At 71.0% G+C, this 24687-nt stretch carries 18 protein-coding genes; 8 read left to right on the top strand and 10 right to left on the bottom strand.

Annotated elements, in window-relative coordinates:
• Nucleotides 1-3: 3 nt before the first annotated feature.
• Both ABD951_RS01000 and ABD951_RS00995 read right to left on the bottom strand, forming a co-directional pair.
• The gene (locus tag ABD951_RS01000; protein ID WP_345341148.1) at nt 4-921 is read right to left on the bottom strand and encodes a hypothetical protein; all 918 of its coding nucleotides are present in this window, start codon (nt 919-921) and stop codon (nt 4-6) included.
• On the bottom strand, nt 918-1139 hold the full coding sequence (locus tag ABD951_RS00995; RefSeq protein ID WP_345341146.1) for a heavy-metal-associated domain-containing protein: 222 nt from the start codon (nt 1137-1139) through the stop codon (nt 918-920). Before ABD951_RS00995 ends, ABD951_RS01000 begins: the two co-directional genes overlap by 4 nt.
• A gap of 187 nt (nt 1140-1326) precedes the next feature.
• Between ABD951_RS00995 and ABD951_RS00990 the strand changes: the two genes are divergently transcribed.
• Nucleotides 1327-2760: an MFS transporter gene (locus ABD951_RS00990; protein ID WP_345341144.1), complete on the top strand. Its 1434-nt coding sequence runs from the start codon at nt 1327-1329 to the stop codon at nt 2758-2760.
• 167 nt (nt 2761-2927) lie between these two features.
• On the opposite strand, the gene ABD951_RS00985 is transcribed toward ABD951_RS00990, so the two are convergent.
• A complete protein-coding gene (locus ABD951_RS00985; RefSeq protein WP_345341142.1) occupies nt 2928-8405 on the bottom strand; it encodes an ATP-binding protein in 5478 nt (1825 codons plus the stop codon).
• Between the two features lie 715 nt (nt 8406-9120).
• On the opposite strand from ABD951_RS00985, the gene ABD951_RS00980 reads away from it, so the two are divergent.
• The 6 genes from ABD951_RS00980 (at nt 9121) to ABD951_RS00955 (ending at nt 15222) form a co-directional block, all read left to right on the top strand.
• Nucleotides 9121-10506, top strand: a complete 1386-nt coding sequence (locus ABD951_RS00980) for a WS/DGAT/MGAT family O-acyltransferase (RefSeq protein WP_345341140.1) — start codon at nt 9121-9123, stop codon at nt 10504-10506.
• Nucleotides 10503-10757 carry a hypothetical protein gene (locus ABD951_RS00975; RefSeq protein ID WP_345341138.1) on the top strand — a complete coding sequence of 85 codons (255 nt, stop codon included), beginning with the start codon at nt 10503-10505 and terminating at the stop codon, nt 10755-10757. Before ABD951_RS00980 ends, ABD951_RS00975 begins: the two co-directional genes overlap by 4 nt.
• Before the next feature lie 230 nt (nt 10758-10987).
• Nucleotides 10988-11953: a 4-(cytidine 5'-diphospho)-2-C-methyl-D-erythritol kinase gene (locus ABD951_RS00970; RefSeq protein WP_345341136.1), complete on the top strand. Its 966-nt coding sequence runs from the start codon at nt 10988-10990 to the stop codon at nt 11951-11953.
• Nucleotides 11953-13749, top strand: a complete 1797-nt coding sequence (locus ABD951_RS00965) for an ABC-F family ATP-binding cassette domain-containing protein (protein WP_345341134.1) — start codon at nt 11953-11955, stop codon at nt 13747-13749. Before ABD951_RS00970 ends, ABD951_RS00965 begins: the two co-directional genes overlap by 1 nt.
• 93 nt (nt 13750-13842) lie before the next feature.
• Nucleotides 13843-14337 carry a nuclear transport factor 2 family protein gene (locus ABD951_RS00960; protein ID WP_345341132.1) on the top strand — a complete coding sequence of 165 codons (495 nt, stop codon included), beginning with the start codon at nt 13843-13845 and terminating at the stop codon, nt 14335-14337.
• Between the two features lie 33 nt (nt 14338-14370).
• Nucleotides 14371-15222: an SDR family oxidoreductase gene (locus tag ABD951_RS00955; RefSeq protein ID WP_345341130.1), complete on the top strand. Its 852-nt coding sequence runs from the start codon at nt 14371-14373 to the stop codon at nt 15220-15222.
• A 1-nt stretch (nt 15223) separates the two neighbouring features.
• Here the strand turns inward: ABD951_RS00955 and ABD951_RS00950 are convergent, their stop codons facing one another.
• The 5 genes from ABD951_RS00950 to ABD951_RS00930 all read right to left on the bottom strand — a co-directional run bounded on the left by ABD951_RS00950 (nt 15224) and on the right by ABD951_RS00930 (nt 20103).
• On the bottom strand, nt 15224-16519 hold the full coding sequence (locus ABD951_RS00950; RefSeq protein WP_345341128.1) for a HAMP domain-containing sensor histidine kinase: 1296 nt from the start codon (nt 16517-16519) through the stop codon (nt 15224-15226).
• Complete coding sequence (locus ABD951_RS00945) at nt 16516-17211, bottom strand: response regulator transcription factor (RefSeq protein ID WP_345341126.1); 696 nt, start codon at nt 17209-17211, stop codon at nt 16516-16518. The genes ABD951_RS00950 and ABD951_RS00945 overlap by 4 nt, the downstream gene beginning before the upstream one ends.
• 31 nt (nt 17212-17242) lie before the next feature.
• A complete protein-coding gene (locus ABD951_RS00940) occupies nt 17243-17653 on the bottom strand; it encodes a hypothetical protein (RefSeq protein ID WP_345341124.1) in 411 nt (136 codons plus the stop codon).
• 83 nt (nt 17654-17736) lie between these two features.
• Nucleotides 17737-18411 carry a nicotinamide riboside transporter PnuC gene (gene pnuC / locus ABD951_RS00935; RefSeq protein ID WP_345341122.1) on the bottom strand — a complete coding sequence of 225 codons (675 nt, stop codon included), beginning with the start codon at nt 18409-18411 and terminating at the stop codon, nt 17737-17739.
• 9 nt (nt 18412-18420) lie between these two features.
• Nucleotides 18421-20103 (bottom strand): peptide chain release factor 3, encoded by a 1683-nt coding sequence (locus tag ABD951_RS00930; RefSeq protein WP_345341120.1) that lies wholly within the window; start codon nt 20101-20103, stop codon nt 18421-18423.
• Between the two features lie 199 nt (nt 20104-20302).
• Here ABD951_RS00930 and ABD951_RS00925 point away from each other — a divergent pair, with 199 nt between their 5' ends.
• Nucleotides 20303-21934: a fatty acyl-AMP ligase gene (locus ABD951_RS00925; RefSeq protein ID WP_345341118.1), complete on the top strand. Its 1632-nt coding sequence runs from the start codon at nt 20303-20305 to the stop codon at nt 21932-21934.
• Between the two features lie 74 nt (nt 21935-22008).
• Here the strand turns inward: ABD951_RS00925 and ABD951_RS00920 are convergent, their stop codons facing one another.
• Nucleotides 22009-23667: a class I adenylate-forming enzyme family protein gene (locus tag ABD951_RS00920; protein WP_345341116.1), complete on the bottom strand. Its 1659-nt coding sequence runs from the start codon at nt 23665-23667 to the stop codon at nt 22009-22011.
• A complete protein-coding gene (locus ABD951_RS00915) occupies nt 23664-24620 on the bottom strand; it encodes a cyclase family protein (protein ID WP_345341114.1) in 957 nt (318 codons plus the stop codon). Before ABD951_RS00915 ends, ABD951_RS00920 begins: the two co-directional genes overlap by 4 nt.
• Between the last annotated feature and the right edge of the window lie 67 nt (nt 24621-24687).

Raw genomic sequence — 24687 nt, 5'->3', positions numbered from 1 at the left:
CTGTCAGTGCCCGTGGCCGGCGGCGGGCTCCGGTGTGGCGGCGGTGTCGCCGACCGGGACCGTGAATTCCGCGGTGCGGACGACGTTCTCGTGCTGGAAGTCGAGGTACAGGCGGTACGTGCCGGTGCTGGGTGCCTGCGCGTGGAAGGTGACGTCGGGGCCGGGTGCGGTGACCCCGTCACCCGGTTCGCCCTGCGGGTGGACGTGCAGGTAGGCGAGGTCGCCGGTCCGCAACGCGACCAGGTGGCCGTAGGCGCCGAGGTAGGGCTGGAGGTCGGTGACGGGCCTGCCGTTCCTGGTGACCGTCAGGGTCAGGGGTCCGCCGCCGGTCGTCAGCGCTCCGCTCAGCTCGACCCGGTAGCCGTCGACCTCGGCGACCTGGGACGGGGCGGGCAGCGGTGTCGGGGCGAGGTCGCCGGCGACGTCGACGTTGCGGCCGAGGGTCAGCTGCCCGGCACCCCCGGTGGGCTGGAAGTCGGCGAAGACGCGGTACGTGCCGCCGCGGGCCCACGTCCAGTCGATCGACCAGGTGCCGTCCGGTCCCAGCGCGGGGTGCACGTGCCGGAAGCCGCTCGTGTCGGTGCGGACCGCGATCAGGTGCAGCTGCTTCTCGTGCAGCTCGTCGAACGCGGTGACCGGGGCGCCGGCGGGGTCCAGGATCCGGAAGTGCAGGGTCCCGGGCTGATTCGCCGTGGCCGGCGCGGTGACGTCCGAGAGCGTGTAGCCCCGATCGGAGACCTGGAGGCCGGCCGGCGCGGCCGCCTCGGAGTGGTCGGTGCCGCCCTGCCCGCTCGACTCGTGGGCGGTGTGGGCGGCGGCCGTGTCGATCGGGTCTCCTGTCGCGGCGCCGAGGCCGAGGGCCGCCGCGAAGATCACGGCGAGGCCCCCGGCGAATCCGGCGAGTTTGGTGGGGGTGTTCACGGCTGTGCTCCGGCGGGTGCGGCCGTGTAGCCGGCCTCGTCGACCGCGTCGACCACGGCGGCGTCGGCGACCGGGCTGCTGCTGGTGATCGTGAGCCGGCCGGTGGGGACGTCGACGTCGATGGCGGTGACGCCGGCGATCTTGCCGACCTCCTCGCGGACCGAGCTCGCGCAGTGCCCGCAGGTCATGCCGGTGACGGTGTAGTTCGCGATCTCCATGACGTTCTCCTCTGGCGTTCGTAGATACCCATAGGGGGTATCGGCTGGACGACTCGAAACATACCCCCCATGGGCATGGTGCGCAAGTCCTCGGGCGCGGGTTGCGACGAATACCCATGGGGGGTATAAATCCGGACCACGGCGATCGAGCCGCGATCGTCGCCGACGAATGTCAGGAGGGATCGGGATGAATCAGACGGACAGCCGGGCGCAATCGCGAAAGTGGTTGGCGCTCGGGTTGATTGCACTCGCACAGTTCATGGTCATCATGGACACGTCGATCATCGGCGTGGCGCTGCCGCAGATACGCGAGGACCTGGGCTTCACCCAGGAGAATCTGACCTGGGTCTTCAACGCCTACGTCGTCGTGTTCGGCGGACTGCTCCTGCTCGGCGGTCGGCTGTCCGACCTGTTCGGCGCGCGCCGGATGTTCGGCCTCGGCTGGCTGATCCTGCTGATCGGATCCGCGCTCGCCGGGGCCGCCGCGAACGTACCCGTCGAGCTCGTGGGCCGCGCCGTTCAGGGGGTCGGCGCGGCCCTGATCGCGCCGGCCGCGCTGACGCTGCTGATGATGCTGTTCGGATCGACTCCGCGTGACCTGACCCGGGCGCTCGCGGTGTACGGCGCCGCGGCTCCGGCCGGCGGAACCGCTGGAGTCTTCCTCGGCGGACTGCTCACCGAGTACGCGTCGTGGCCGTGGGTGTTCTTCGTCAACATCCCGGTCGCGGTTGTCGCGCTGCTCGCGACGCCGGCGCTGCTGCCGGGCGGACGCGGCGCCGCAACAGGTGGGGTCGACGTGCTCGGCGCGGTCACGGTCACGCTCGGCATCGGCGCGGCGGTGTACGGGATCGTCCGCGCCCCGGAGGTCGGCTGGGGGTCCGCGACGACGTGGGGGACCCTGCTCGCCTCGGCGGCGCTGCTTCTGGCGTTCCTCGCGATCCAGGCGCGGCGCCGCGATCCGCTCGTTCGGCTGGCGATCTTCCGTACCCCGAACCTGGGCGCCGCGAATCTCGCGCAGTTCCTGCTCGGTGCGGCGTGGATCCCGATGTGGTTCTTCCTCAACCTGTACCTGCAGCAGGTGCTGGGGTTGTCGGCGTTCCCCAGCGGAGCCGCTCTGATTCCGATGACCGTGCTGATCATGGTCGGGATGATCGTGCTCGCACCGCGGCTGATCGGCCGGTTCGGTCCCAAGCCGCTGGTGGTCGCCGGGCTGCTGCTGCTCGCGGTCGGCCTGGGCTGGCTGGCGCTGGTGCGTCCCGACGGCACCTTCTGGATCGACGTCCTGCCGGCCTCGCTGGTGTCGGCGCTGGGCATGGCGCTGGCGTTCATCCCGTCGCTCGGTACCGCACTCTCCAGTGCCCGCCCCGAGGAGGGCGGCCTCGCGTCGGGCATCGTCAACACCAGCTACCAGGTGGGCTCGGCGCTGGGTCTCGCGGTGGCCACCGCGATCGCTGCGGCCGCCGGGGCGGGGGAGCTGGGCGATCGGGTGGCCCTGACCGACGGGTTCTCGGCCGCGTTCGTCACGGCCGCGGCGCTCGCCCTCGCCGGGGCCGTGCTCGCTCTCGTCACCCTGCGAACCGGCGCGCCGGAGGCCCCCGCCGAGTCGGTGTCGGTCCGATGAGCCGCGCCGACGTCCTCGACGATCCGCGGGTACGGGCCGTGTTGCGGTGCGCCGCAGGGTGTCTGCTCGTCGCGCTGCGGGCGTGGCCGAGACGACGCTAGGTGCGCGACATGCAACAGCGGCGCCACCGGAGCGAACTCCGGTGGCGCCGCTGTTGGCGAAAGCCGTTACCCCTCGCGGGAGTTCAGCGTCCTGCCCATACCCCGCTCCACGGCGGCGACGAGGCGCGGACGCAGCTCGGCGGCCGGGACGATCGCGTGCACCGAGCCCACCTCGCGGGCCCGCTCGATGTTGTGGATCGACTCGAACTCCGCGGCGACCTCGCCGAGCTTGGCATTGCGGACCGTCGCCCGCTCGGCGGCCAGATCCACCCGCAACTGGGCGCGCTGGGCGTCGTCTCCGGCCGCGGCGAGCCGGGCCTCGAGGTCCCGCACGGCCGGGTCGGCGGCGGTGCGGGAGTTGACCTCGCGGGTGAACACGACGGCAGCGGCGGGAGCCCCACCGAGCACCGAGGCGAACGAACCCTCGACCGCGAGCACCTCCATGTTCTCGTTCAACGCACCGGAGAACACGACGAACGCGCCACCGTGGTACCGCGAGATCACCACGAACACGATCGGGCCGTCGAAGTTGACGATCGCGCGGCCGATCTCGGCGCCGTACTCGAGCTGCAGGTTCCGCAGCGACTCCGGGGAGCCGTCGAAGCCGGACAGGTTCGCCAGCACCACGACCGGGCGGTTGCCGGACGCAGCGTTGATCGCGCGGGCCGTCTTCTTCGACGACCGCGGGAACAGCGTGCCGGACGTCCACTGGTCCGGGCCGTCGGTCGGGAACCAGCCCTTGCGGGCGATCGCCCGCGACTCGATGCCGATCACGGTCACCGCGTTGCCGCCGAGGTGCGCGTCGAACACGACCGAGGTGTCGGCGTCGGCCATGTCGGCCCAACGCTCGAGGACACCGTGATCCTGGTCGACGACGGCCCGCATCACGGTGCGGATGTCGAACGGCTTCTTGCGGTCCGGGTTCGTCTCCGCGGAGAAGATCTCGCCGACGGTGGTGAACTCGCTCGACGGGTGCACGTGCGGGAAGGACCGCACGTCGCGCTCGATCGGGTCGGTGGACTCCGCCTTGCGCGGGAAGCGTTCGCCGGCACCGAGATACGCGTGCTCGTAGTGCGAGAACAGCACACCAATCGCGGCGGACAGGTCCGGTGCCCAGTACTGTGCCTGGCCGTTCGGGCCCATCACGCGGTCGTAGCCGCCGATGCCGAAGTTGTCCTCGGCGGAGACGCCACCGGAGTAGTCCAGGGACTGCTTGCCGGTCAGCACCATCGCCGACTCCGGGGTCATCACGAGGATGCCCTTCGTGTGCATCAGCATCGTGGCCTCGGCGTTCCAGTAGGGCTGGGCGCCGACGTTGATGCCCGCGACGATGACGTTGATCTCGCCGCCGTTCTGCGTGAACGTGATGATCCGGCGCAGGCCGCGCGAGACCCAGTCCATGTTCTCGGTGCCGGACTCCATCGAGATGGTGGCGCCCGAGGACAGCGCGAACCACTCCACCGGGGCGCCGATCGACTCGGCGAGGTCGATGGCCGCGACGACGCGCGAGCACTCGGCCTCGGCGACCGTGCCGAGCGCCTTCGTCGGGTCACCGAACAGCGCGACGCGGGTCATGCCCTCCGGGTAGCGCGTGGTGGGGGTGGTCACCAGACCGACGATGACGCCGGCCTTGTTGCGGCCGTACGGGCGATCGACGGGCACCAGCGTGCCGGTGTCGTCGAGGTCGTACTCGACGAAGCTGCCACCGGCGCTCAGCGTCGGGATCAGCTCGTACGGGTAGACCGTGCCGCGGGCCTTGGACCGCTGCACCTTCTGGGTGTACTCGTCGAGGGGCTTGAGCGGCTCGGTCGGCGGCTCGGTGATCGCGACCTGCAGGCCGGCCCCGGACCGGTACGAGAACCGCATCGCGACCTGACGCGGTGTGGCGGTCGGGGACTCCTGCAGGCGGCAGATCAGCGTGATCTGCTCGATGCCCGCACCGACGGTCAGCGGCGCGACGTGGCTGGCGATCGACGTGAGCCGGTCCGCGGCCACGTCGAGACGCGGCCACACGTACAGCACGACACGGTTGTTGTCGAGACGCTTGCGGCCGCGCTCGGCCTGGGCGTTGCGAATGCCGGCGAGGCAGGACGCGACGGCGCGCTCGATCGCGGGCACGGCCTCGATCTCGCCCGCGTCGTCGAACTGCAGTGTCAGATCCCGAACCTGGGCCATCGCGATCAGCCGCTCGTCGGACGGATTGTCCTTGGCCGCGAGGTGGTACACGTACGTGTCGGCCGGTGCGGGCAGGCGGGTTCCGTTGAAGTTCTTCAGCCGCCACATGTCCAGGCGCTGCGCGGTGAGCGGGTGCATGCCGCGGATGATGCGGTCCTCGTCGAGCCCGCCGTCGGCGGCCGGACGGAACGTCACCTGTCGCTGGGTGGTCATCGCGCCGGGCACGGTGACGGTGACGGTGACCCGCCGCCACGGGGCGGATGCGCTGTGCGCCATCAGGGCCGAGCGCAGCGACTCCGTCAGGGCGTCGTCGTCGGCGGGGGCGTCCGGCCAGGTCACGTACAGGTCGGCGACGAGGTTGACCGGCGCCGGCCCGGCGGCAGTGTCGACCACCCGCAGCGCCTCGGGCAGACGCGCATGGTCGGCGGCCACCGACACCAGGTGCAGGTTCTCGCCGGACAGCTCGAAAGTGCCGGTGACGCAAGGAAGTTCGTGACCATCGACGGACTTGACGTCCGTGAGCCCGCGAATCTTGTAGTACTGGCGGGTGACCACCTCGAGCAGGTCCGCGGGTGCGGACCACGGCTCGCCGAGCAGCCCGACCAGGGGCTCCGGCGTGTCGACCATCGCTTCGATCCGGCCGGCCCGGTCGGTCGCGCCCGGGTTCTCGGTCAGGTACTGCAGGCTGCCTCGGACCCCGTCGTAGATCTGCTCGCGGGTCCGACGGACGATCGGCTCGTCGAAGATCCGGAACTGCAGTCCCCGGGCCAGGTCGCCGATCAGCGGGTAGCGCAGCTGGGTGGCGACGATCAGCCGGTCGAGCACCTCCTCGACCTCGGTGGCGAGGTCGTCCCCGATGCGGCAGTCGTGCTGCCAGTGCGAGAGCAGTCCCGCGACCGCGGCGACCTGGGCCTCGAGGCGCTGCAGTGCGACGTACAGCCGGTGCACCGACTCCTCGAGTTCGGGGGTGCGCTCGAGCTCGACCACGTCGTAGTGCCGCAGCGCGCGGGCCAGCTTGGCGCGGAACGACTCCGGAAGTCCCTCGAGCTCGACGTCGAGCGAGCGGAGGAAGGAGTGGAAGTGCTCGCGGGGGCTGTGCACCCGCTCGTCGGTGTCGACACCGCCGACGGGGCGGTTCCGGGACAGCTCGCACAGGTCCGCGAACGTGGTCAGCAGGGCGAGCTCCGCCCGGACCAGGGTGGGGTCGGACTCGGGCAGGCGGTCGCGCAGCGTCTCGTACTCGGCGAGCAGGGCCGCGGCACGCGTGTCGTCGACGTCGAATCCGGTGATCGTCGCGGTCAGTGCATCGAGCCGGGCCAGGGCCTCGGTGAGGTCGTCGCGGTCGTGCGCCACGGGGGCCGCGAACTCGACCCGCGGGGCCGCCTCGGTGACCGTCTCCTCCGCCACCTGGTCCACGCGCAGCAGTGCCGCACCGGCGTCGACCTGGGCGTTCACGATGGCCAGGACCTCGCGGACGGTGCCCGAGTAGGGGGCCCGGATCGCGGTCTCCATCTTCATCGCCTCGAGCACGACGAGGGTGTCGCCGGCCTCGACCTCGTCGCCGACCGCCACCGGCAGCGCCACGACGACCGCGGGCGAGGGGGCGCGCACGACGCCGGCCTCGTCCTGGCTGATCTGGTGGCTGATGCCGTCGACCTCGACGAGGTGGTGGGCGGGGCCGCTCACCGAGACCACGTGGTGCCGCTTGCCGCCGACGACGATCCGGCGTTCGAACTCGCCGAGCCGGTCGACGTCGACCTCCACCTCGCCGCTGTCGCCGTCGATCCGGTAGCGGTGCGGCCCGATCTGCCCGACCTCGAGCTTGTAGGCCTGGCCCTGGTAGCTCAGCTCGATGTCGCGGCCGAGGGTGTTCTTGGTGCGCGGGCGGCCGCCGCGGGCCGATGCGAGGAACGCGGTCCGCTCGTGGGCCTCCTCGGTCTCGTAGACCCCGATCGCGGTCGCGAGCAGCGCGACGGCGGCGGCCGGGGTGGGGCCGTTCGCGGTGCCGGCACCACTGCGGTCCAGCCAGCCGGTGTCGGCGGACGCGGTGACGACCTCCTCGCGGTCGAGCAGGTCGAGGAGGAACGACTTCGTGGTGGTGCCGCCGTCGAGGACGACGGTGGTCTCGCGCAGCGCGGTGCGCAGGCGGGCGAGGGCCTCGTCGCGGTTGCGGCCCCAGGCGATGACCTTGGCGACCATCGAGTCGTAGTCGGGCGGGATGACGTCGCCCTGGGCGATGCCGGTGTCGACCCGCAGGCCGGAACCGAGCGGGAACTTGAGCAGCTGCACGGTGCCGGGTGCGGGGGCGAACCCGTTGTCGGCGTCCTCGGCGTTGAGGCGGGCCTCGACGGCGTGGCCGAACTCGGCGGGGCACTCGCCGACCAGCGGCTCGCCGCTCGCGACGTGGATCTGCAGCTTGACGAGGTCGAGGCCGGTGGTGAACTCGGTGATCGGGTGCTCGACCTGCAGCCGGGTGTTGACCTCGAGGAAGGTGAACACCTTCTGCGACGGCTGGTAGAGGTATTCGACGGTCGCGGCGCCGCAGTAGCCGGCCGCCTTGACCAGGTCGGCGGAGACCTTGCGGAGGTTCGCGGACTGCTCGGCGGTCAGCAGCGGCGAGGCGGACTCCTCGATCACCTTCTGGTTCTTGCGCTGGATCGAGCAGTCGCGCACGCCCGGGGCCCACACGTTGCCGTGGGCGTCGGCGATGACCTGGACCTCGACGTGGCGGGCCTCGGTGACCAGGCGCTCGATGAACACCACCGGGTCGCCGAACGAGCGCTGCGCCTCACCCTGGGTGCGTTCGAGGGCGAGCTCGAGCTCGTCCTCGGACCAGACCTTGCGGATGCCGCGGCCGCCGCCGCCGGAACGGGCCTTGATGATCAGCGGGTAGCCGATGGCCTGCGCGTGCCGGCGGGCGTCGGCGCGGGTGGACACCGGGCCGCCGGACCACGGCGCGACGGGGACGCCGACCTTCTCGGCGAGCAGCTTCGCCTCGACCTTGTCGCCCAGCAGGCGCATGGCCTCGGCGGAGGGGCCGATGAACGTGATGCCCAGACGGGCGCAGACCTCGGCGAAGCCGGGGTCCTCGGCGACGAAGCCCCAGCCGACCCACACGGCGTCGGCGCGCGCCTCGAGCAGGGCGCGTTCGAGCTCGGCGTGGTCGAGGTAGGGGGTCGCGGCGGTCGCCGACGGGCGCAGGGTCACGCCCTCGTCGGCCTGGCGGACGAACATCGCGCGCCGTTCGGCGTCGGTGTGCAGTGCGATGACGGTGATGTCGTGGTCGCGTTCGGCGTTGAGTTCACGGACGGCGCGAATCAGGCGTACTGCCGCCTCGCCCCGGTTGACGACTGCGATTCGTCTGAACATCTGGTTGGCCACCGTTCCTCGTGCATCGATTCTTCACGTGTTCTGTTCATCCGGGTGCGTGCTCCGCTGAACGCACCCGGACAGGCGGGCAGCCGCGTCGAACCACTCGGGTGTGATCGCGGGCCGCTCGGCTGACCGCAATCCGGCGGAGGCCGCCGGATCACCGGGTACCGAGCGGGCGGAGGTCCGGTCGCGTTGCGACGGTCTCGGGACGACGAATTTGCGTCCCGTTCCTCCGGTCCTGATCGGCGCTACCGGTATGCCAGCATGCATTATTTCGGCGGCGATGTCATGTCGTGAAAGAGTCCGCCAACGTCGTTTGGACACAACGTGATTCGTGTGCAATTTGATCCTTTGTAACGCGGCGGCGGGGCTACTTTCGAGTAGCTTTACGCGTACTCGTCAGTAGCCATTCGAGGCCGCGAAGAATCTGCGCGCGACCCCTGCCTGTGACCCCCGGTACCGGATCGGCGGGGTGGTATCCGTCCGCGCAGGTGAGCGCCGTCGTGGCGGCGCGCGGGGTGCCCCGGCGGTGGTGTTGCCGCTCCGTCGACCCCTGTCTGGACGTTTGCCCAGGTGGTGATCGGCGTCTCGATGCTGTACAAAACCATCAGCACAACCAAATCGTGACCATTATCACATTTGTTTGTAACCCGGAGTGGCGTATATCACGTCCATCCAGACCGGATGGGCACGAGACCTCGATTGGCGAAACATGCTGACACCGATGTCACCCACCGACTCGATGTTCCTCCTCGCGGAGTCCCGCGAGCATCCGATGCACGTCGGTGGACTCGTCCTTCTCGAACCCCCGGAGGGCGGTGACGCCCGCGACGTGCGCGCGATGCTCGACGACGCACTGCGGCGCAACTGGGTGTCCCCGCAGCTGCGCCGCCGGCCGCGACGCGCCCTGACGACCCTCGGGCAGTGGGGGTGGGAGACCGAGGACGACATCGACCTCGCCCATCACATCCAGCACGTCGCGTTGCCGCACCCGGGTGGCCCCGGCGAACTGATGGACCTGGTCTCTCGGCTGCACGCCGGGCTGCTCGACCGCAGCCGTCCGCTGTGGGAGATGCACCTGATCGAGGGCCTCGCCGACGGCCGGTTCGCGGTCTACATGAAGATCCACCACGCGCTGGCCGACGGGGTGTCCGCGATGCGGATGCTGCGGCGGGCGCTGAGCGAGGATCCCGAGGCGCGTGACATGCCCGCCCCGTGGGAGCCGGGCACGCCCCGCCTGGCGCTCGCCGCCGTCGCGTCGGGAGCCGGTGCGATGGATCTCGCGGGAGCCGCGCTCCGGGCCGCGCGGGGCGTCGTGGACGAGGTCGCGGGCCTGGTGCCGGCGCTCGCCGACACGGTCGACCGGGCCGTGCACGGCCGGGGCGGTGCGCTGGCGCTCGCGGCGCCGTCGTCGCCGCTGAACGTCCCGATCGGCGGCGCCCGCCGGTTCGCCGCCCGGTCCTGGGCGCTCGAACGGCTCCGGCTGGTCGCCAAGTGCGCCGACGCCACGATCAACGACGTGGTGCTGGCGATGTGCTCGGGGGCGTTGCGGTCGTTCCTGTCCGGGCTGGACTCGCTGCCGGTCGATCCGTTGCTGGCGATGGTGCCGGTGTCCCTGCGCGGCGCGGGAACCGACGGGGCCGGAAACAAGATCGGGCTGCTCACCTGCAATCTCGGCACCCACCTCGACGACGCCGGCGGCCGCCTCGACGCGGTGCGGTCCTCGATGCGGGAGGGCAAGGAGACGATGGTCGCGCGCAGTGCCACCCAGATCCGGGCGATGAGCGCGCTCGGCGCGGCCCCGCTCGCGATCGGGATGATGCTCGGGCGGCACACCCCGATCCGGCCGGCGAACGTGATGATCTCCAACGTCCCCGGGCCGCGGGCGCCGCTGTACTGGAACGGTGCGCGAATGACCGCGCTCTATCCGCTGTCGATCCCGGTGGACGGCCAGGCGCTGAACATCACGTGCACCAGCACGGACACCGAGATCGCATTCGGGCTCACCGGGTGCCGGCGCAGCGTCCCGGACCTGCACCCGTTCCTCGGCCATCTCGACGAGGAACTCGGAGCCCTAGAGCAGGCGGTCGGACTGTGAACGCCGTCGATCTGTACGTCGATCCGGCGGGCGCCGGACGGCACTCGCGCCCGCGTCACTTCGGGCCGGGTCGCCACCGCGCCCCGGAGGACGAGGCACGTCTGCGGCTGCGCTCGGCGTGGACGATCGCGATCGCATCCGTGGTGCCGGTGTGGGTGTTGACGGTCCTGGTGACCGGCTCGCTCCCGTTGGCGCTGCTGGTCGCGGTCGGCACCGCCGTCGGGGTCGCGCTCGCCGGAATCGTCATCTGAGACGAACCGTGAGAAGTATTGCAGTGCAGATGAATTCGCCGAACTCCGCGAACGCGGCGGACCCGCGGGTCGCGCGCGGCCGCGGCGCCGGGAACGTGCCCTCGTCGAACGGGGCGTCCTGACGCCGCCGAGATCGAGGCCCGCATCGAGGCGATGGTCGCCGACCGCGGGTGGGGGCCGGGCAGTGCGGCGGGTCGCGGCCCGTCGTACCTCCACTAGGCTGGTGCCCTGTGCTGTCCGTAGTTCCACACCCGGTGACCGTCCGGGCGCAGTCGAAGGTGAACCTCCACCTGGGGGTCGGTGACCTGCGCGAGGACGGCTACCACGAGCTGACCTCGGTTTTCCAGGCGCTGTCCCTGAGTGACGACGTCGTCCTCGCCGACGCGGACGAACTGTCCGTGCAGGTCCGTGGCGAGGACGCGGCCGCGGTCCCGACGGACCGGACGAACCTGGCCTGGCGGGCGGCGGAACTCGTGGCGCAGCGAGCCGGCCGCGCTCCGGATGTCGCGATCACGATCGTCAAGGGCATCCCGGTCGCCGGTGGCATGGCCGGTGGCAGCGCCGACGCCGCGGCGACCCTGGTCGGGCTCAACGAGTTGTGGCGGCTCGGCCTGGGCCGTGCGGAGCTGTTCGAGCTCGGCGCGCAGCTCGGCAGCGACGTTCCGTTCACGCTGCACGGTCTGACCGCACTCGGCACCGGTCGCGGCGAGGAACTGCTTCCGGTCTTGTCCCGCAACAGTTTTCATTGGGTTCTCGCGCTTGCGAAGGAGGGCTTGAGCACGCCGGCGGTGTTCCGTGAACTCGACCGGCTCCGCGCCGTGGGCAACCCCCCGCGTCTCGGCGGCGCGGACGCGCTGATCCGGGCCCTCGCGGCCGGCGACCCGGCCGCGCTCGCCCCGCTGCTCGGCAACGACCTGCAGCCCGCGGCGCTGTCGCTGCAGCCGGGGCTGCGGCGCACCCTCCGGGCGGGGACCGCGGCCGGCGCGCTGGCCGGCATCGTCTCCGGCTCGGGACCGACGTGCGCCTTCCTCTGCTCCGACGCCGACTCCGCGGTGGCGGTCGGCGCCGAACTGGCGGGCGCCGGAGTGTGCCGTACCGTGCGGGTCGCGCACGGTCCGGTGCCGGGCGCGCGCGTCGTCGACGAGACACGGGGCGGCCCGCCGCACGGGACCGATCACCGGGGAATGGAAAGCTGATGGCCAATCTGATCAACCTCGAGCAGGTGTCGAAGTCTTTCGGGGTCAAGCCGCTGCTCGACTCGGTGTCCCTCGGCGTGCAGGACGGCGAGCGCATCGGGGTGGTCGGCCTCAACGGCGGCGGCAAGACCACGATGCTCGAGGTCCTCGCCGGACTCGAGGAGCCCGACTCGGGCCGGGTCAGCCGGGTCGGCGGTCTGCGGATGGCCGTCGTCACCCAGCGCGGCGCCCTCCCGGACGGGGCGACCGTCGCCGACGTGGTGCTGGCCCCGCTCGGCCTCGCCGAGCACGAGTGGGCCGGTGACGCCCGGATCCGCTCGATCCTCGCCGGGATCGGCATCGACTCCGTCGGCCTCGACCGTGGCGTGGACGGGCTCTCCGGTGGCGAGCGACGCCGTGTCGCGCTGGCCGCGGCCCTGGTCCAGGACCTCGACCTCCTCGTGCTCGACGAGCCGACCAACCACCTCGACGTCGAGGGCGTGCAGTGGCTGGCCGGACACCTGCTCGAGCGGCGCAGTGCGCTGGTGGTGGTCACGCACGACCGCTGGTTCCTCGACACCGTCGCGACCCGCACCTGGGAGGTCGTGGGCGGCAAGGTCGAGAGCTACGAGGGTGGGTACAACGACTGGATCTTCGCGCGTGCCGAGCGGGCCCGGCAGGCGGACGCAGCGGAGGAACGCCGGCAGAACCTGGCCCGCAAGGAACTCGCGTGGCTGCGTCGCGGCCCGCAGGCACGGACCTCCAAGCCGCGGTACCGGGTGGAGGCCGCGGAGGCGTTGATCGCGAACGTGCCGCCGCCGCGGGACTCGGTCGCGCTGGCGTCGTTCGCGAAGCGCCGGCTCGGCCGGGTCGTGATCGAGCTCGAGGACGCGAGCCTCGCGACTCCGGACGGCCGGGAGCTGGTCCACGACCTGACCTGGCGGCTCGGGCCGGGGGAGCGGATCGGTCTGGTCGGGGTGAACGGGTCGGGCAAGACGACGCTGCTGCGCACCCTGGCCGGCGAGCGCGAACCCGCGTCGGGCCGTCGCATCCAGGGGCAGACCGTGAAGATCGGGTGGCTGCGCCAGGAGCTCGACGACCTGCCGACGGACATGCGGGTGCTCGAGGCGGTCAAGGACGTCGCGGAGCGGATCGTGCTGGGGGACAAGGAGATCTCCGCCGGACAGCTGGCCGAGCGGCTCGGCTTCACCCCGGCCCGCCAGCGCACCCCGGTCGGTGACCTGTCCGGTGGCGAGCGGCGCAGGCTGCAGCTGACCCGCGTGCTGATGAGCGAGCCGAACGTGCTGCTGCTCGACGAGCCGACCAACGACCTCGACATCGACACCCTGCAACAGCTCGAGGACATCCTCGACGGCTGGGCGGGCACGCTCGTCGTGATCTCCCACGACCGCTACCTGGTCGAACGGATCTGCGACAGCACCTGGGCGCTGTTCGGGGACGGGAAGCTGACGAACCTTCCGGGCGGGATCGAGGAGTACCTGCGTCGCCGCGAGGCGGTGGCCGCGGCCGCCGCACCCGGACCGGCGCCGGTCCGGGCACCGAAGGCCGGCACCGCCGAGGCACCGGCGGCGGTCCGGGACGGGGCCGCGGAGCGCGCGGCGCGCAAGGAGCTCAGCCGGATCGAACGGCAGGTCGCCAAGCTGTCCGACCGTGAGGACGCGCTCCACGAGGCGCTCGCGGCGGCGGCCACCGATCCCCAGGAACTGCAGCGACTCGACGCCGAACTGCGCACCGTGGTGGCGGAGAAGGAGTCTGCGGAAGAGCGTTGGATGGAGCTCGCGTCCGACCTCGAGTGACCGACATCGGCGCTGTTCACCTCCCAGGCGTGCCGGAAGACGACTAGGCTTCCCAACAGGTCGTTCATGGCCCCGGCATGAAAGGCGTCTGTGATGGATCTGGAGGCTGTCGCCGAGATCACGAGGCTCAAACACCGCTACACGCGCGCCCTCGACACCAAGGACTGGCCGCTGTTCCGGGAGACGCTCCTGCCCGACGCGACCGCGACGTACGGGGAGCACCTGCGGTTCGAGGACCGGGACGCGTTGTGCTCGTTCATGGAGATCACGCTCGGTCCGCACGTGGTCACCGAACATCTCTGCGGCCAGCCGGAGATCGACGTCATCGGCGACGTCGCGACCGGCACCTGGGTGCTCGCGGACACCGTGATCATTCCGGAGGACGGAATGCTGTTGCGGGGCGCGGCCTTTTACCACGACAAGTACGCGCGCAACGAGGCCGGGGAATGGCGGATCGCGCACACCGGATACGAGCGGACCTACGAACTGGTGATCTCGCTCGCCGACCTGCCGAGCCTCCAGTTGACGTCGAATCGGTGGGCGTTGGGGATCAACCCGCAGACCGCGGCGGAGGCCGCCGCCGAGTGACGTCGACCGTGCAGCCGGGTGCACACTCGACAGATGATCAGTGAGCTGCTGGCCCGTGCCGCCCTCAATCCGCTGCCGTCGCTGAGATCGGCGTCCGTCCGGCTGCGGCGCGCCGGCCTGCCCGTCGAGGGGAAGACCGTCCTGATCACCGGTGCCTCGTCGGGGGTGGGCGAGGCGGCGGCGGGGGCGTTCGCCGCGCTCGGCGCCGAGGTGATCCTGGTGGCCCGCAGCACCGACGATCTCGCGGTGGTGCGGGACCGGATCCGGCGGGACGGCGGTGTCGCGCACAGCATTCCGTGTGATCTCACGGACGCGGACGCGGTCGAGTCCCTCGTCCGGACGGTGCGTGACCAGCGCGGCCCGCTGGACGTGCTGGTCAACAATGCGGGCCGGTCGATCCGGCGGACCGTCTCCGAGTCGGTCGACCGGTTCCACGACTACGAACGCACGATGGCGCTCAACTACTTCGGGCCGGTGCGGCTGACGCTGGCGCTGTTGCCGGACATGCTCGAGCGGGGGCAGGGGCACGTCGTCAACGTCGCCACCTGGGGTGTGCCGGGCGGGGTGATGCCGAAGTTCGCGGCGTACCACGCGTCGAAGGCCGCGATCGGTGCGTTCGGCCGCGACCTCGGGGCGGAGGTCGCCGGGCGCGGTGTCGCGGTGACGACGGTGCACTTCCCGCTGATCCGGACGCCGATGATCGTGCCGACCACGGAGTACGAGTCGATGCCGGCGCTGACGCCGGAGCAGGCGGCGGGCTGGCTGGTCGAGGCGGTGCGTACCCGGCCGGTGGAGCTGCTCCCGAGCTACGCGGAGGTGCTGCGCTACCTCGGCGCGGTGTCCCCGTCACTGGCGAACGCGGTCGTTCGCCGCGCCGGCATCTGAGTCACGGGCCGGCGGACGTGTCGGCCCGTTCCCGGTCGGCCGGCGGCATCCGCAGGGTGAGCCGGGCACCGCCGAGCGGCCCGGTGGTCAGTGCGACGGCGCCGCCGTGCAGAGCGGCCTGCTGGGCGACCAGTGCCAGTCCGAGGCCGGAGCCCTCGGAGGACGCCGTGGAACCACGAACGAATCGGTCGAACACGGCCTGCCGTTCGGTCTCGGGGACACCCGATCCGTCGTCGTCGACGATCAGCACGGCGTCACCGTCGGCCCGGTCGACGGTGATCTGCACCCGCCGGGCGTCGCCGTGCCGGACGGCGTTGGTGACGGCGTTGTCGAGGACCAGGCGAAGTCCGGCGGGGAGACCGCGAACGACGACCTGGTCGGGGGCGTGGAGGTCGACGGCGACTCCCGGATGGGCCCGCCGCGATTCCTGGACACCGCGGTCCGCGAGTTCGGCCAGGTCGACCATCTCGCGGTCGGACGGGTCGGCGAGCTCGCCCAGCGCGAGCCGTTCCAGGTCGACGAGGGTGGCCTCCACCTGACGTTGCGTCGCCAGCAGGTCGTGCAGGATCTCCGTGCGCTGGCCGTCCGCCAGCGGGACCGTGGCGAGGACTTCGAGGTCGGTGCGCATCGAGGTCAGCGGTGTGCGCAGTTCGTGGGCGGACGCCGCGGCGAAGTCACGGGCCGATGCGAGTGCCTCCCCGGTTCGCTTCTGTGAGACGGCGATCCTGTCCAGCATCTGACCGATCGCGTCGGCGAGCTCCTCGGTCTCGCGGGCTCCTCGCGCGCTCGGCCGGTCCGAACCCGCGGCCGCCCCGACCGTGTGCGTCGCGGCCGCCAGTCGCTGCAGTGGCCGGACCGCGCGGCCGGCGAACAGCCAGCCGAGCCCGGCCGCCGCGGCGATCGCGGTGGCGGCCGCCGCCGCCACCCAGACCTGCTGTCTGCGGATCGCGTCGATCAGCGGATCCTCCGGGACGGCCAGCGACAGCAGCGACGGCGTGCTGCCCTCGACGAGGATGTCGCGGGCACGCACGACGACGCCGCCCAGCGACTCGGTCCGGGCGGCGTCGATCGTCGGGCTGGTCGGGGTCGGCTGGAGGGCAGGTTCGATCGGGACCGCGGGCATCGCCGTCGTGGTGGGCGCGGCCAGGATGACCGAGTCGAGCGTGAGGTCGAGTTGTCGCGAGCCGTTCACCCGGAGGAACACCGCGAACGCGGCCGCGATCGCGCCGATCACGATCGCGGCGCTGAGCGCCGACGCGATCGCGACGCGGGCCTGCAGCGACGGAGATCGGGTCACGGTTCGGCCCTCAACACGAAGCCGACCCCGCGGACGGTGTGCAGCACTCGGGGCACCGAATCGGCCTCCAGTTTCCTGCGCAGGTAGGTCACGAAGACGTCGACCACGTTGGTGTCGGCGTCGAAGTCGTAGCCCCACACCAGCCGCAGCAGCTGGGCGCGGCTGAGCACGACCCCGGCGTTCTCGGTGAGTACGCCGAGCAGGTCGAACTCACGTTTGGTCAGGGTCAGCGTGCGGCCGTCGACCCGGGCCCGGCGCCCGGGCAGGTCCACCTCGAGCGGTCCGACGACGACGGTTCCGCTCGGGAGCGGGTCGCGTCGCGGGACCCGGCGCAGCAGCGCCCGGAGCCGGGCCACCAGCTCCCCGAGCTCGAACGGTTTGGTCAGGTAGTCGTCGGCGCCTGCCTCGAGTCCGGCGATCCGGTCGTCGACGGAGGTGCGGGCACTGAGCACGCAGATCGGAACCTCGTTGCCGATCGCCCGCAGCGCGGTGACCACGCCGACGCCGTCCAGCCCCGGCATGTTCACGTCCAGCACGATCGCGTCCGGGGTCGACGCCGCCACCCGCCGCAGGGCGGAGGCCCCGTCCGTCGCGGTCTCGACCGCGAAATCGGACAGACGGAGCCCCCGCTGCAGCGAGGTGCGGATCTTCGCGTCGTCGTCGACGACCAGAATTCGGGCTGCTGTGCTCACTCGACCAGTGTGCCCGCGCCTCACGTCCTGCTCAGCAGCCCGGCGCCTGCGCGAGGACGACGACGGGCCCGGCGTCGGCTGGTGCCGGCGGGAACGGCAGGGCCGGCCCGTCGAGCGGAGCGGCCGTGGGCAGCGCAGCCACCGGCGTTAGGCCCGCCGGTGCGTCGTCGCGGGTGACGATCAGCTCGGCAGGCACGGTGGGTGTCGCGGGGACGACCCTGCCCTCGCCGATCAGCCGCTGCAGGTCGTCGGGGCTCAGGATCACCGGACCGGTGCAGCCGGGTGCGACCGCGGCCCGGTTCGCCGCGGTCACCGGGGCGGGATCGGACGACCCGGGGTCCGCGGCCGCGACCGCCGGGGTCGCGAGGGCGAGCGCGGCGACCCCCACCGCGGCGAGGCCGAGACGGCGGCGGGTGCGTCGGGTGGTGAGGGACTGGCGCATGTTCGCTCTCCTTGTTCGGGGGCCGGGACGGCCCTGTACGAACGAAGGTAGGGACGAAAAACTGGGCCCCGGTTAGCGAAGTCTTAGGGATCCGTGAGAGCCCGCGCGGCCCGGAATTCGGTGCCGCGCCGCTGGATCCGCAGCCACACCGCGAACCCCCACAGCACGAAGGCGCCGTAGACCAGGTACAGGAATGCGGACGGGTAGTAGCCGGCGATGAACAGCTGCGGGACGCCGACGGCGTCGACGGCGATCCAGATCAGCCAGAACTCGGTCCAGCCGCGGGCCATGCCGTAGGTGGCCAGCAGGGAACCGGTGAAGATCCAGGCCTCCGGCCACGGACCGTAGGAGCCGATGCGGGCGAAGACCTGCGCGAAGGCAACGGTGCCGGTCGCCATCACCAGGACGAGCAGCAGCCGGTCGCGCGGCGGCGCCCAGTGCGGCAGCACCGCCTCGCCGGAGGACTGCCGGGACCGCAGCCACTGCGTCCAGCCGTACACGCTCACCGAAACGAACATCACCTGCCTGCCCGCCTGCCCGTACAGGTTCAGGTCCTGCGGGGTGTGGAACAGCGCGCCCATGAACACGGTGAACAGCAACGCATTTCCCGCGATGCCCACCGGCCACGCCCACACCACGCGTTTCATGCCGCCGATCGCCGACGCGATGCCGAAGCCGTTGCCGATGATCTCGCGCCACAGGATCGTGGCACCGCCGACGTGCAGCTCCGCGTCGAACAGCGCGAGAAGCGGGTTCATCCGGGCGGATCAGTCGGCGGTCGCGACGAGCGGTTCGAGGGTCAGCTCCGGGTGTTCCTTCTGGATGTACTGCAGCCGCCACTTGTCGGACACCAGCGCGAGCATCACGCCGTCGGAGCGGGTGAACACCTCGACGCCGCGTTGGCGGCCGAGCTCGGTCGCGGACTCGGCGTCCGTGCGCCGGGCCAGCTGGTACGGCAGGCCCTCCATCCGGGCCTCGACGTTGAACTCCGCCTTCATGCGGGCGGCCACGACCTCGAACTGCATCGGACCGACGGCCGCCATCACGGGGGACGCGTCGCCACGGATGTCGTTGCGCAGGATCTGCACGACGCCCTCGGAGTCGAGCTGGTCGACGGCGCGCCGGAACTGCTTGTACTTGCCCGCGCTCTCCGCGCGCAGCGTCGAGAAGTGCTCGGGCGCGAACGAGGGGATCGGCGGGAACTCGACCTTCTTGTCGGTGAACAGGGTGTGTCCGGGAGCAAGGGCGGTGGCGTTGACCAGGCCGACGACGTCACCGGGGTAGGCGCTGTCGACGGTCGAGCGTTCGCGGCCGAACACGGTCTGCGCGTACTTCGTCGCGAACGGCTTCCCGGTCTGCGCGTGCGTGACCACCATGCCGCGCTCGAAGACACCGGAGACGACGCGCATGAACGCGAGCCGGTCGCGGTGCGCGGTGTCCATGCCGGCCTGCACCTTGAACACCACGGCGCTGAACGGGTCGGTGACGTCGCGCTCGGTCCCGGCGACGTCGGCGCGGGCGCCCGGGGAGGGCGCCAGCGCGACGAGGGTGTCGAGGATCTGCCGGACACCGAAGTTGAGCATCGCGGACGCGAAGATCACCGGCGACGTCTGCCCGGCGATGAACAGCTCCTGGTCGTGGTCCTGGCCGGACGCCGAGAGCAGTTCACTCTCCTCGACCGCGGTCTCCCACGCGTCGCCGTCCCGCGCCGCGGCACCGGCCGAGTCGAGGATCTCCTCCGGAGCGATCTTCGCGCCACCCGCGGTGCGGGTGAAGCGGACGTACTCCTGCGCGGCACCGTCCTCCCCGCGCCGCAGGAGGCCGCGGAAGTCGCCGGCGATGCCGACCGGCCAGTACAGCGGGGTGGGGGTCAGGCCGATCCGCTCCTGGATCTCGTCGAGCAGTTCCAGCGGCGACCGGCCCGGCCGGTCCCACTTGTTGATCACGGTGACGACCGGGATGCCCCGGTGCTTGCACACCTGGAACAGCTTCAGGGTCTGCGGCTCGAGACCCTTCGCGGCGTCGATCAGCATCACCGCGGCGTCGACGGCCGTCAGCACGCGGTAGGTGTCCTCGGAGAAATCGGAGTGACCGGGGGTGTCGACGAGGTTGACGACGTTCGGTTCCTCGTCGGGATCCGTCTCGGGCGACTTGTAGTTGAACTGCAGCGCGGTGGAGCTGACGGAGATGCCGCGGGCCTTCTCCATCTCCATCCAGTCCGAGACCGTCGACTTGCGGCCGGCCTTGCCGTGCACGGCTCCGGCCTCGGCGATCATCTTCGCGTGCAGCGCCAGCGCCTCGGTGAGCGTCGACTTGCCTGCGTCGGGGTGGGAGATGACGGCGAACGTGCGCCGGCGACCGGCCTCCGCGGCGAGCGCCTTCGCGGACTTGTCGGCGGTGCCGACCTCGTGATCGGGGGCGGCGGTCGTCGACACGGGCTCGGTGGTCACCGGGGGATTCCTTTACTGACGGACTTGCGGGCCTGCTCATCCGGGGCACGAGCAGTGGCGAAACGCCGGTGGTCCAGATTACCCGCCCCCGGATCGGCGGAATCGGCGCGCTCCGTCGAACCAGGGGCGCATGCTTGGCGTGTAACACAACAGCGGCGATTGAAGGTTATACGTGTAGGGACCCGGTGAGGAGTATGCGATGAGCAGATTCACCGACAAGATGTACGAGACGTCCGGGACCAGTACCCATGGGCTGGTCACCGGTGAACCGGGCCCGCCGGTGCGGCAGACCTGGGCCGAGATCCACGACATCGCCCGCAGGATGGCGGGTGGACTCGCCGCCGTGGGGGTCGGACCGGGCGATGCGGTCAGCGTGCTGGCCGGCATGCCCGTCGACATCGCCCCCGCCTGCCAGGGGGTGTGGATGCGCCGCGGCGCGGTGACGATGCTGCACCAGCCGACCCCCCGCACCGACCTCGAGGTGTGGGCACGTGACACCGAGATCGTGGTGCGGATGATCGGCGCCCGCACCGTCGTCCTCGGCGCCCCGTTCGAAGTGGCGCGGCCGGTACTCGAGCAGCACGGCATCTCCGTCGTCACGGTCGACGAGTTGCGCGCGGCGGACCCGGTCCCGCCGCTGGACGCGCTCGAGACCGACATCGCGTTGCAGCAGCTGACCTCGGGGTCCACCGGATCACCGAAGGCGGTGCGGATCACGCACGCGAACTTCTTCAGCAACGCGACCGCGATGCACGACCGGCTCAAGTTCGACGTCGACGACGACGTGATGATCAGCTGGCTGCCGCTCTTCCACGACATGGGGATGGTCGGGTTCCTGACCCTGCCGATGCAGATGGGCGCCGAGATCGTCAGCATCACCCCACTCGACTTCCTGCGCACACCGCTGCTGTGGGCCGACCTGATCGGCCGGTATCGCGGAACGATCAGTGCCGCACCGAATTTCGCCTACTCGCTGCTGGCCCGTCGGCTGGAGCAGGCGCCGGACGGGGCGTACGACCTGTCGTCGATGCGATGCCTGATCAACGGAGCGGAACCGATCGACGCCGACACCATGCTGGCGCTCGCCGCGGCGGGGGAGCGGTTCGGCCTCGACCCCGCGTCCCTGGCTCCCACGTACGGGATGGCCGAGGTGACGCTTGCGGTGTCGCTGCCGTCCCCGGGGCACGGCATGGTGCTGGACCTGGTCGACCCCGACCTGCTCGAGGCGATGCAGCACGCGGTGCCGTCGACCAAGCACAACGCCCGCAAGATGGTCACCCTCGGCAAGTTCGTCCCCGAACTCGAGGGGCGCGTGGTCGACGAGGAACGCCGCGAGCTCCCGCCCCGCAACGTCGGCGTCATCGAGGTCCGCGGCCGGTCCGTCACCCCCGGGTACCTCACCGTCGACGGACCGCGTCCCGCCCAGGACGAGCAGGGGTGGCTCAGCACCGGCGACGTCGGCTACTTCACCGAGGACGGCCTCGTGGTGGTGTGCGGCCGGATCAAGGACGTCATCATCATGGGTGGCCGCAACATCTACCCGACCGACATCGAGCGGGCCGCCTGCTCGGTGCGCGGCGTCCGCCCCGGCAACGCCGTCGCGGTCCGCCTCGACGCCGGGCAGAAGCGCGAGTCGTTCGCGGTTGCCGTCGAGACCAACGCGATCGACGACCCGGACGAGGTGCGCCGCATCGAACACGAGGTCGTGCACGCGGTGTTCACCGAGGTCGGGGTGCGTCCCCGCACCGTGGCCGTCCTCGGCCCCGGCAGCATCCCGAAAACCTCCTCCGGAAAGCTGCGCCGCACCCACTCGGCGTCGCTGCTGCACTGACGTGCCGACACCCGGGTCGACGTGCGGTCGGTGGTGGTGCACCGGTGCTCGGCGCACCACCACCGACCACGGGATCAGCGCAGGTCCCGCAGCTCTCGTCGCAGGATCTTGCCGGTGACCGTCTTGGGCAGGTCGACCACGAACTCCACCTGACGGGGGTACTTGTAGGCGGCCATCTGCGTCTTGCAGTAGGCGACGAGCTCGTCCGCGTCCACCGACTCCCCGTTCCGCAGCGAGACGTAGGCCTTGACGGTCTCGCCCCGGTACTCGTCGGGCACTCCGACGACCGCGGCCTCGCGCACCGCGGGATGCGAGTAGAGCACGTCCTCGACCTCTCGCGGCCACACCTTGTACCCGGAGGCGTTGATCATGTCCTTCTTGCGGTCGACAACGTAGAACCACCCGTCGGAGTCCATGAATCCGACGTCGCCGGTGCGGAGTTCGCCGCCCGGGATCGACTCGGCGGTCTTGTCGGGCTTGTTCCAGTAGCCGCTCACCACCTGGGGGCCCTTGGTGACGAACTCGCCGATCTCACCGACCGGGACGTCCTCGCCGTCCTCGCCGACGACGCGGACGACGGTGTTGAACACGGGAACACCCACCGACAGCGCACCGGACGTCGGGTCGACGGGGGCGCGGACGCCGCGCGGGACGCCGTGGGAGGGCGACGACGTCTCGGTGAGGCCGTAGATGTTGTGGATGTAGGCCCCGAACACCGTCTCGAGACGGTCCGCCATGGCGGGCGCGATCGGGGCGCCGCCCGAGTAGAGCACGCGCAGGCTCTCGAAGTCCGCGGGTGTGGCACCGGGTGCGGCGGACAACGCGTTGTACGCGGTGATCGCCGCGACGGTGAACACCGGCTGCCACTCGCGGATCGCGTCGAGCGCCACGTCCGGGGCGAATCGGTGGGTGAGCACCAGCGGGGATCGTGCCAGCATGGCCACCATCACGTGCCCGACGAGCCCGGTGATGTGGAACAGCGGCGCTATACCCAGGACCCCCTCTCCGGGAGCGAGTCCGGTCCAGTCCCGGTAGGTCTGCGCGTTGAACGCCAGGTTGCCGTGGGTGTTCATGGCGCCCTTGGGTTCCCCGGTCGTCCCCGAGGTGTACGTGAGCACTGCGACGTCGCCGGGGGCCAGTGCCGGTGCGGGCGGCACGGTGCCGTCGTACGACTCGATGGTCTCGACGAGGTCGCGGGTGCCCTCGCTGCGACGCCGCTCGACTCCCTCGAACAGCCGCCGGTCGTTCCTCGTCTGGAAGTCGAGCGGTGAGGAGGTGAACACCGTCCGTACCGAGGTGGTCCCGCTCCCGAGCACCTCCTCGGCGACGTCGGCGTAGAGGTCGTCGAGGGTGAGCAGTGCCGTTGCCCCGGAGTCGATCAACATGTACGACAGCTCCCGCTGCCTGTTCATCGGGTTGATGGCGACCGCGATCCCGCCGGCCTTCCAGGCGGCGACGATGCCGATCACGTACGCCGGGTTGTTCTGCACGTAGACGGCGAGACGATCTCCCGCCGCGAAGCCGTCCGCGACGAGTGCCGATGCGAGCGCGTTCGCGGCCCGATCGATCTCGGCGAACGTCAGGGTGGTGTCGAAGTAGTGCAGGAAGGGGCGGTCGGGATCCGACGACACCGCGGCGTCGAAGACGTCGAGCGCGGTGGCGTACTCGACCGCGATGTCCGCAGGACTGTTCTCGGGGTAGCGCGCGAGCCAGGGCCGGTCGAGGTAGCTCACTTGATCACCACCGGGTTCACCGGCGCGCCGGTTGCGCGGTGGATCTTCAACGGCGCTGCGACGTAGAAGAATTCGTAGACCCCGTCCGCGGCGCAGTCGTCGGCCAGTTTCTCCAGATCGCAGATCTCGGTGAAGGCGATACCCAGGTTGCGCATGAGCGCGTTGTGCAGGACGAGTGCGACGCCGTTGTGCGGATCCGTGGTGACCTCGTTGGCGATCGTGTCCGTCACCAGGTTCGGGATCTCCTTGTCCTGGAACCACTTCACGAGTTCCGGTGAGTACACGAGTCCGGGCTCGCAGAAGTCGCCGTAGAAGGACTCCGAGTCCTGGAAGAACAGGTCGAGGTGGTTGGTGCGGATCAGCAGGATGTCGCGCGGCCTGATCTCGATTCCCTGTGCGGCGGCGCACTTCTCGAGGTCGGTGTGGTCGAAGGTCTCGCCCGCGCCCAGGTGCGCCACGTCGCGGAAACGGGCCATGTCCAGCAGCACCGCGCGGCCGGCGACGCCGCGCTGCGCGATCGGCTCGACGCTTGCCTTCTCCAAACCGCCCACGGTGGTGCGGGCGTCGTACCCGTTGTAGATCCGGCCGTCGTACCAGACGTGACCGAGCGCGTCGTACTGTGTGCTGCCCTGCAGGAAGGCATTGATCTTGTCGTCGGCGTAGTGGAGACCGCCGGGGAAGGCGGGGCCGTCGCCGCCCTCGTCCCAGTGGGATTCGTCGAGGATCATCTCCCGCGTCGCCGGGCTCCGTCCGGGCCACACCGGGTCGCCGTCGGGGTCCCCGATGAGGCGCTGGAGGGTGAACAGCGCGCCCTTCCTGATCAGGCCGACACCGCTCAGAACCTGTTCGGCGGTCAGGTAGTTCAGGCTGCCAACCTCGTCGTCGGCTCCCCATTTGCCCCAGTTGGACGGGGAGTCGGCGAGGAGTTCGGTGAGATCCGGGGTGGTGGTCATGGGCACCTCTCGAGTGGCTCGCATTGCGGAAGTGAACCTTCCGATCGAACGTTCGGCTGGTTCAGTG

It is taken from the genome of Rhodococcus olei (assembly GCF_039540555.1).
Lineage (GTDB): Bacteria > Actinomycetota > Actinomycetes > Mycobacteriales > Mycobacteriaceae > Rhodococcus_G > Rhodococcus_G olei.
Note: the sequence above shows the minus strand (reverse complement) of the source record. Positions and strands in the feature narration are given on the sequence as shown.

What these genes read in the sequence shown, in the direction of transcription:
- ABD951_RS00995 (WP_345341146.1), bottom strand. Translation starts at nt 1,139, where the DNA reads ATGGAGATCGCGAACTACACCGTCACCGGCATGACCTGCGGGCACTGC.
- ABD951_RS00990 (WP_345341144.1), top strand. Translation starts at nt 1,327, where the DNA reads ATGAATCAGACGGACAGCCGGGCGCAATCGCGAAAGTGGTTGGCGCTC.
- ABD951_RS00985 (WP_345341142.1), bottom strand. Translation starts at nt 8,405, where the DNA reads ATGTTCAGACGAATCGCAGTCGTCAACCGGGGCGAGGCGGCAGTACGC.
- ABD951_RS00980 (WP_345341140.1), top strand. Translation starts at nt 9,121, where the DNA reads ATGCTGACACCGATGTCACCCACCGACTCGATGTTCCTCCTCGCGGAG.
- ABD951_RS00965 (WP_345341134.1), top strand. Translation starts at nt 11,953, where the DNA reads ATGGCCAATCTGATCAACCTCGAGCAGGTGTCGAAGTCTTTCGGGGTC.
- ABD951_RS00960 (WP_345341132.1), top strand. Translation starts at nt 13,843, where the DNA reads ATGGATCTGGAGGCTGTCGCCGAGATCACGAGGCTCAAACACCGCTAC.
- ABD951_RS00955 (WP_345341130.1), top strand. Translation starts at nt 14,371, where the DNA reads ATGATCAGTGAGCTGCTGGCCCGTGCCGCCCTCAATCCGCTGCCGTCG.
- ABD951_RS00940 (WP_345341124.1), bottom strand. Translation starts at nt 17,653, where the DNA reads ATGCGCCAGTCCCTCACCACCCGACGCACCCGCCGCCGTCTCGGCCTC.
- pnuC (WP_345341122.1), bottom strand. Translation starts at nt 18,411, where the DNA reads ATGAACCCGCTTCTCGCGCTGTTCGACGCGGAGCTGCACGTCGGCGGT.
- ABD951_RS00925 (WP_345341118.1), top strand. Translation starts at nt 20,303, where the DNA reads ATGAGCAGATTCACCGACAAGATGTACGAGACGTCCGGGACCAGTACC.
- ABD951_RS00915 (WP_345341114.1), bottom strand. Translation starts at nt 24,620, where the DNA reads ATGACCACCACCCCGGATCTCACCGAACTCCTCGCCGACTCCCCGTCC.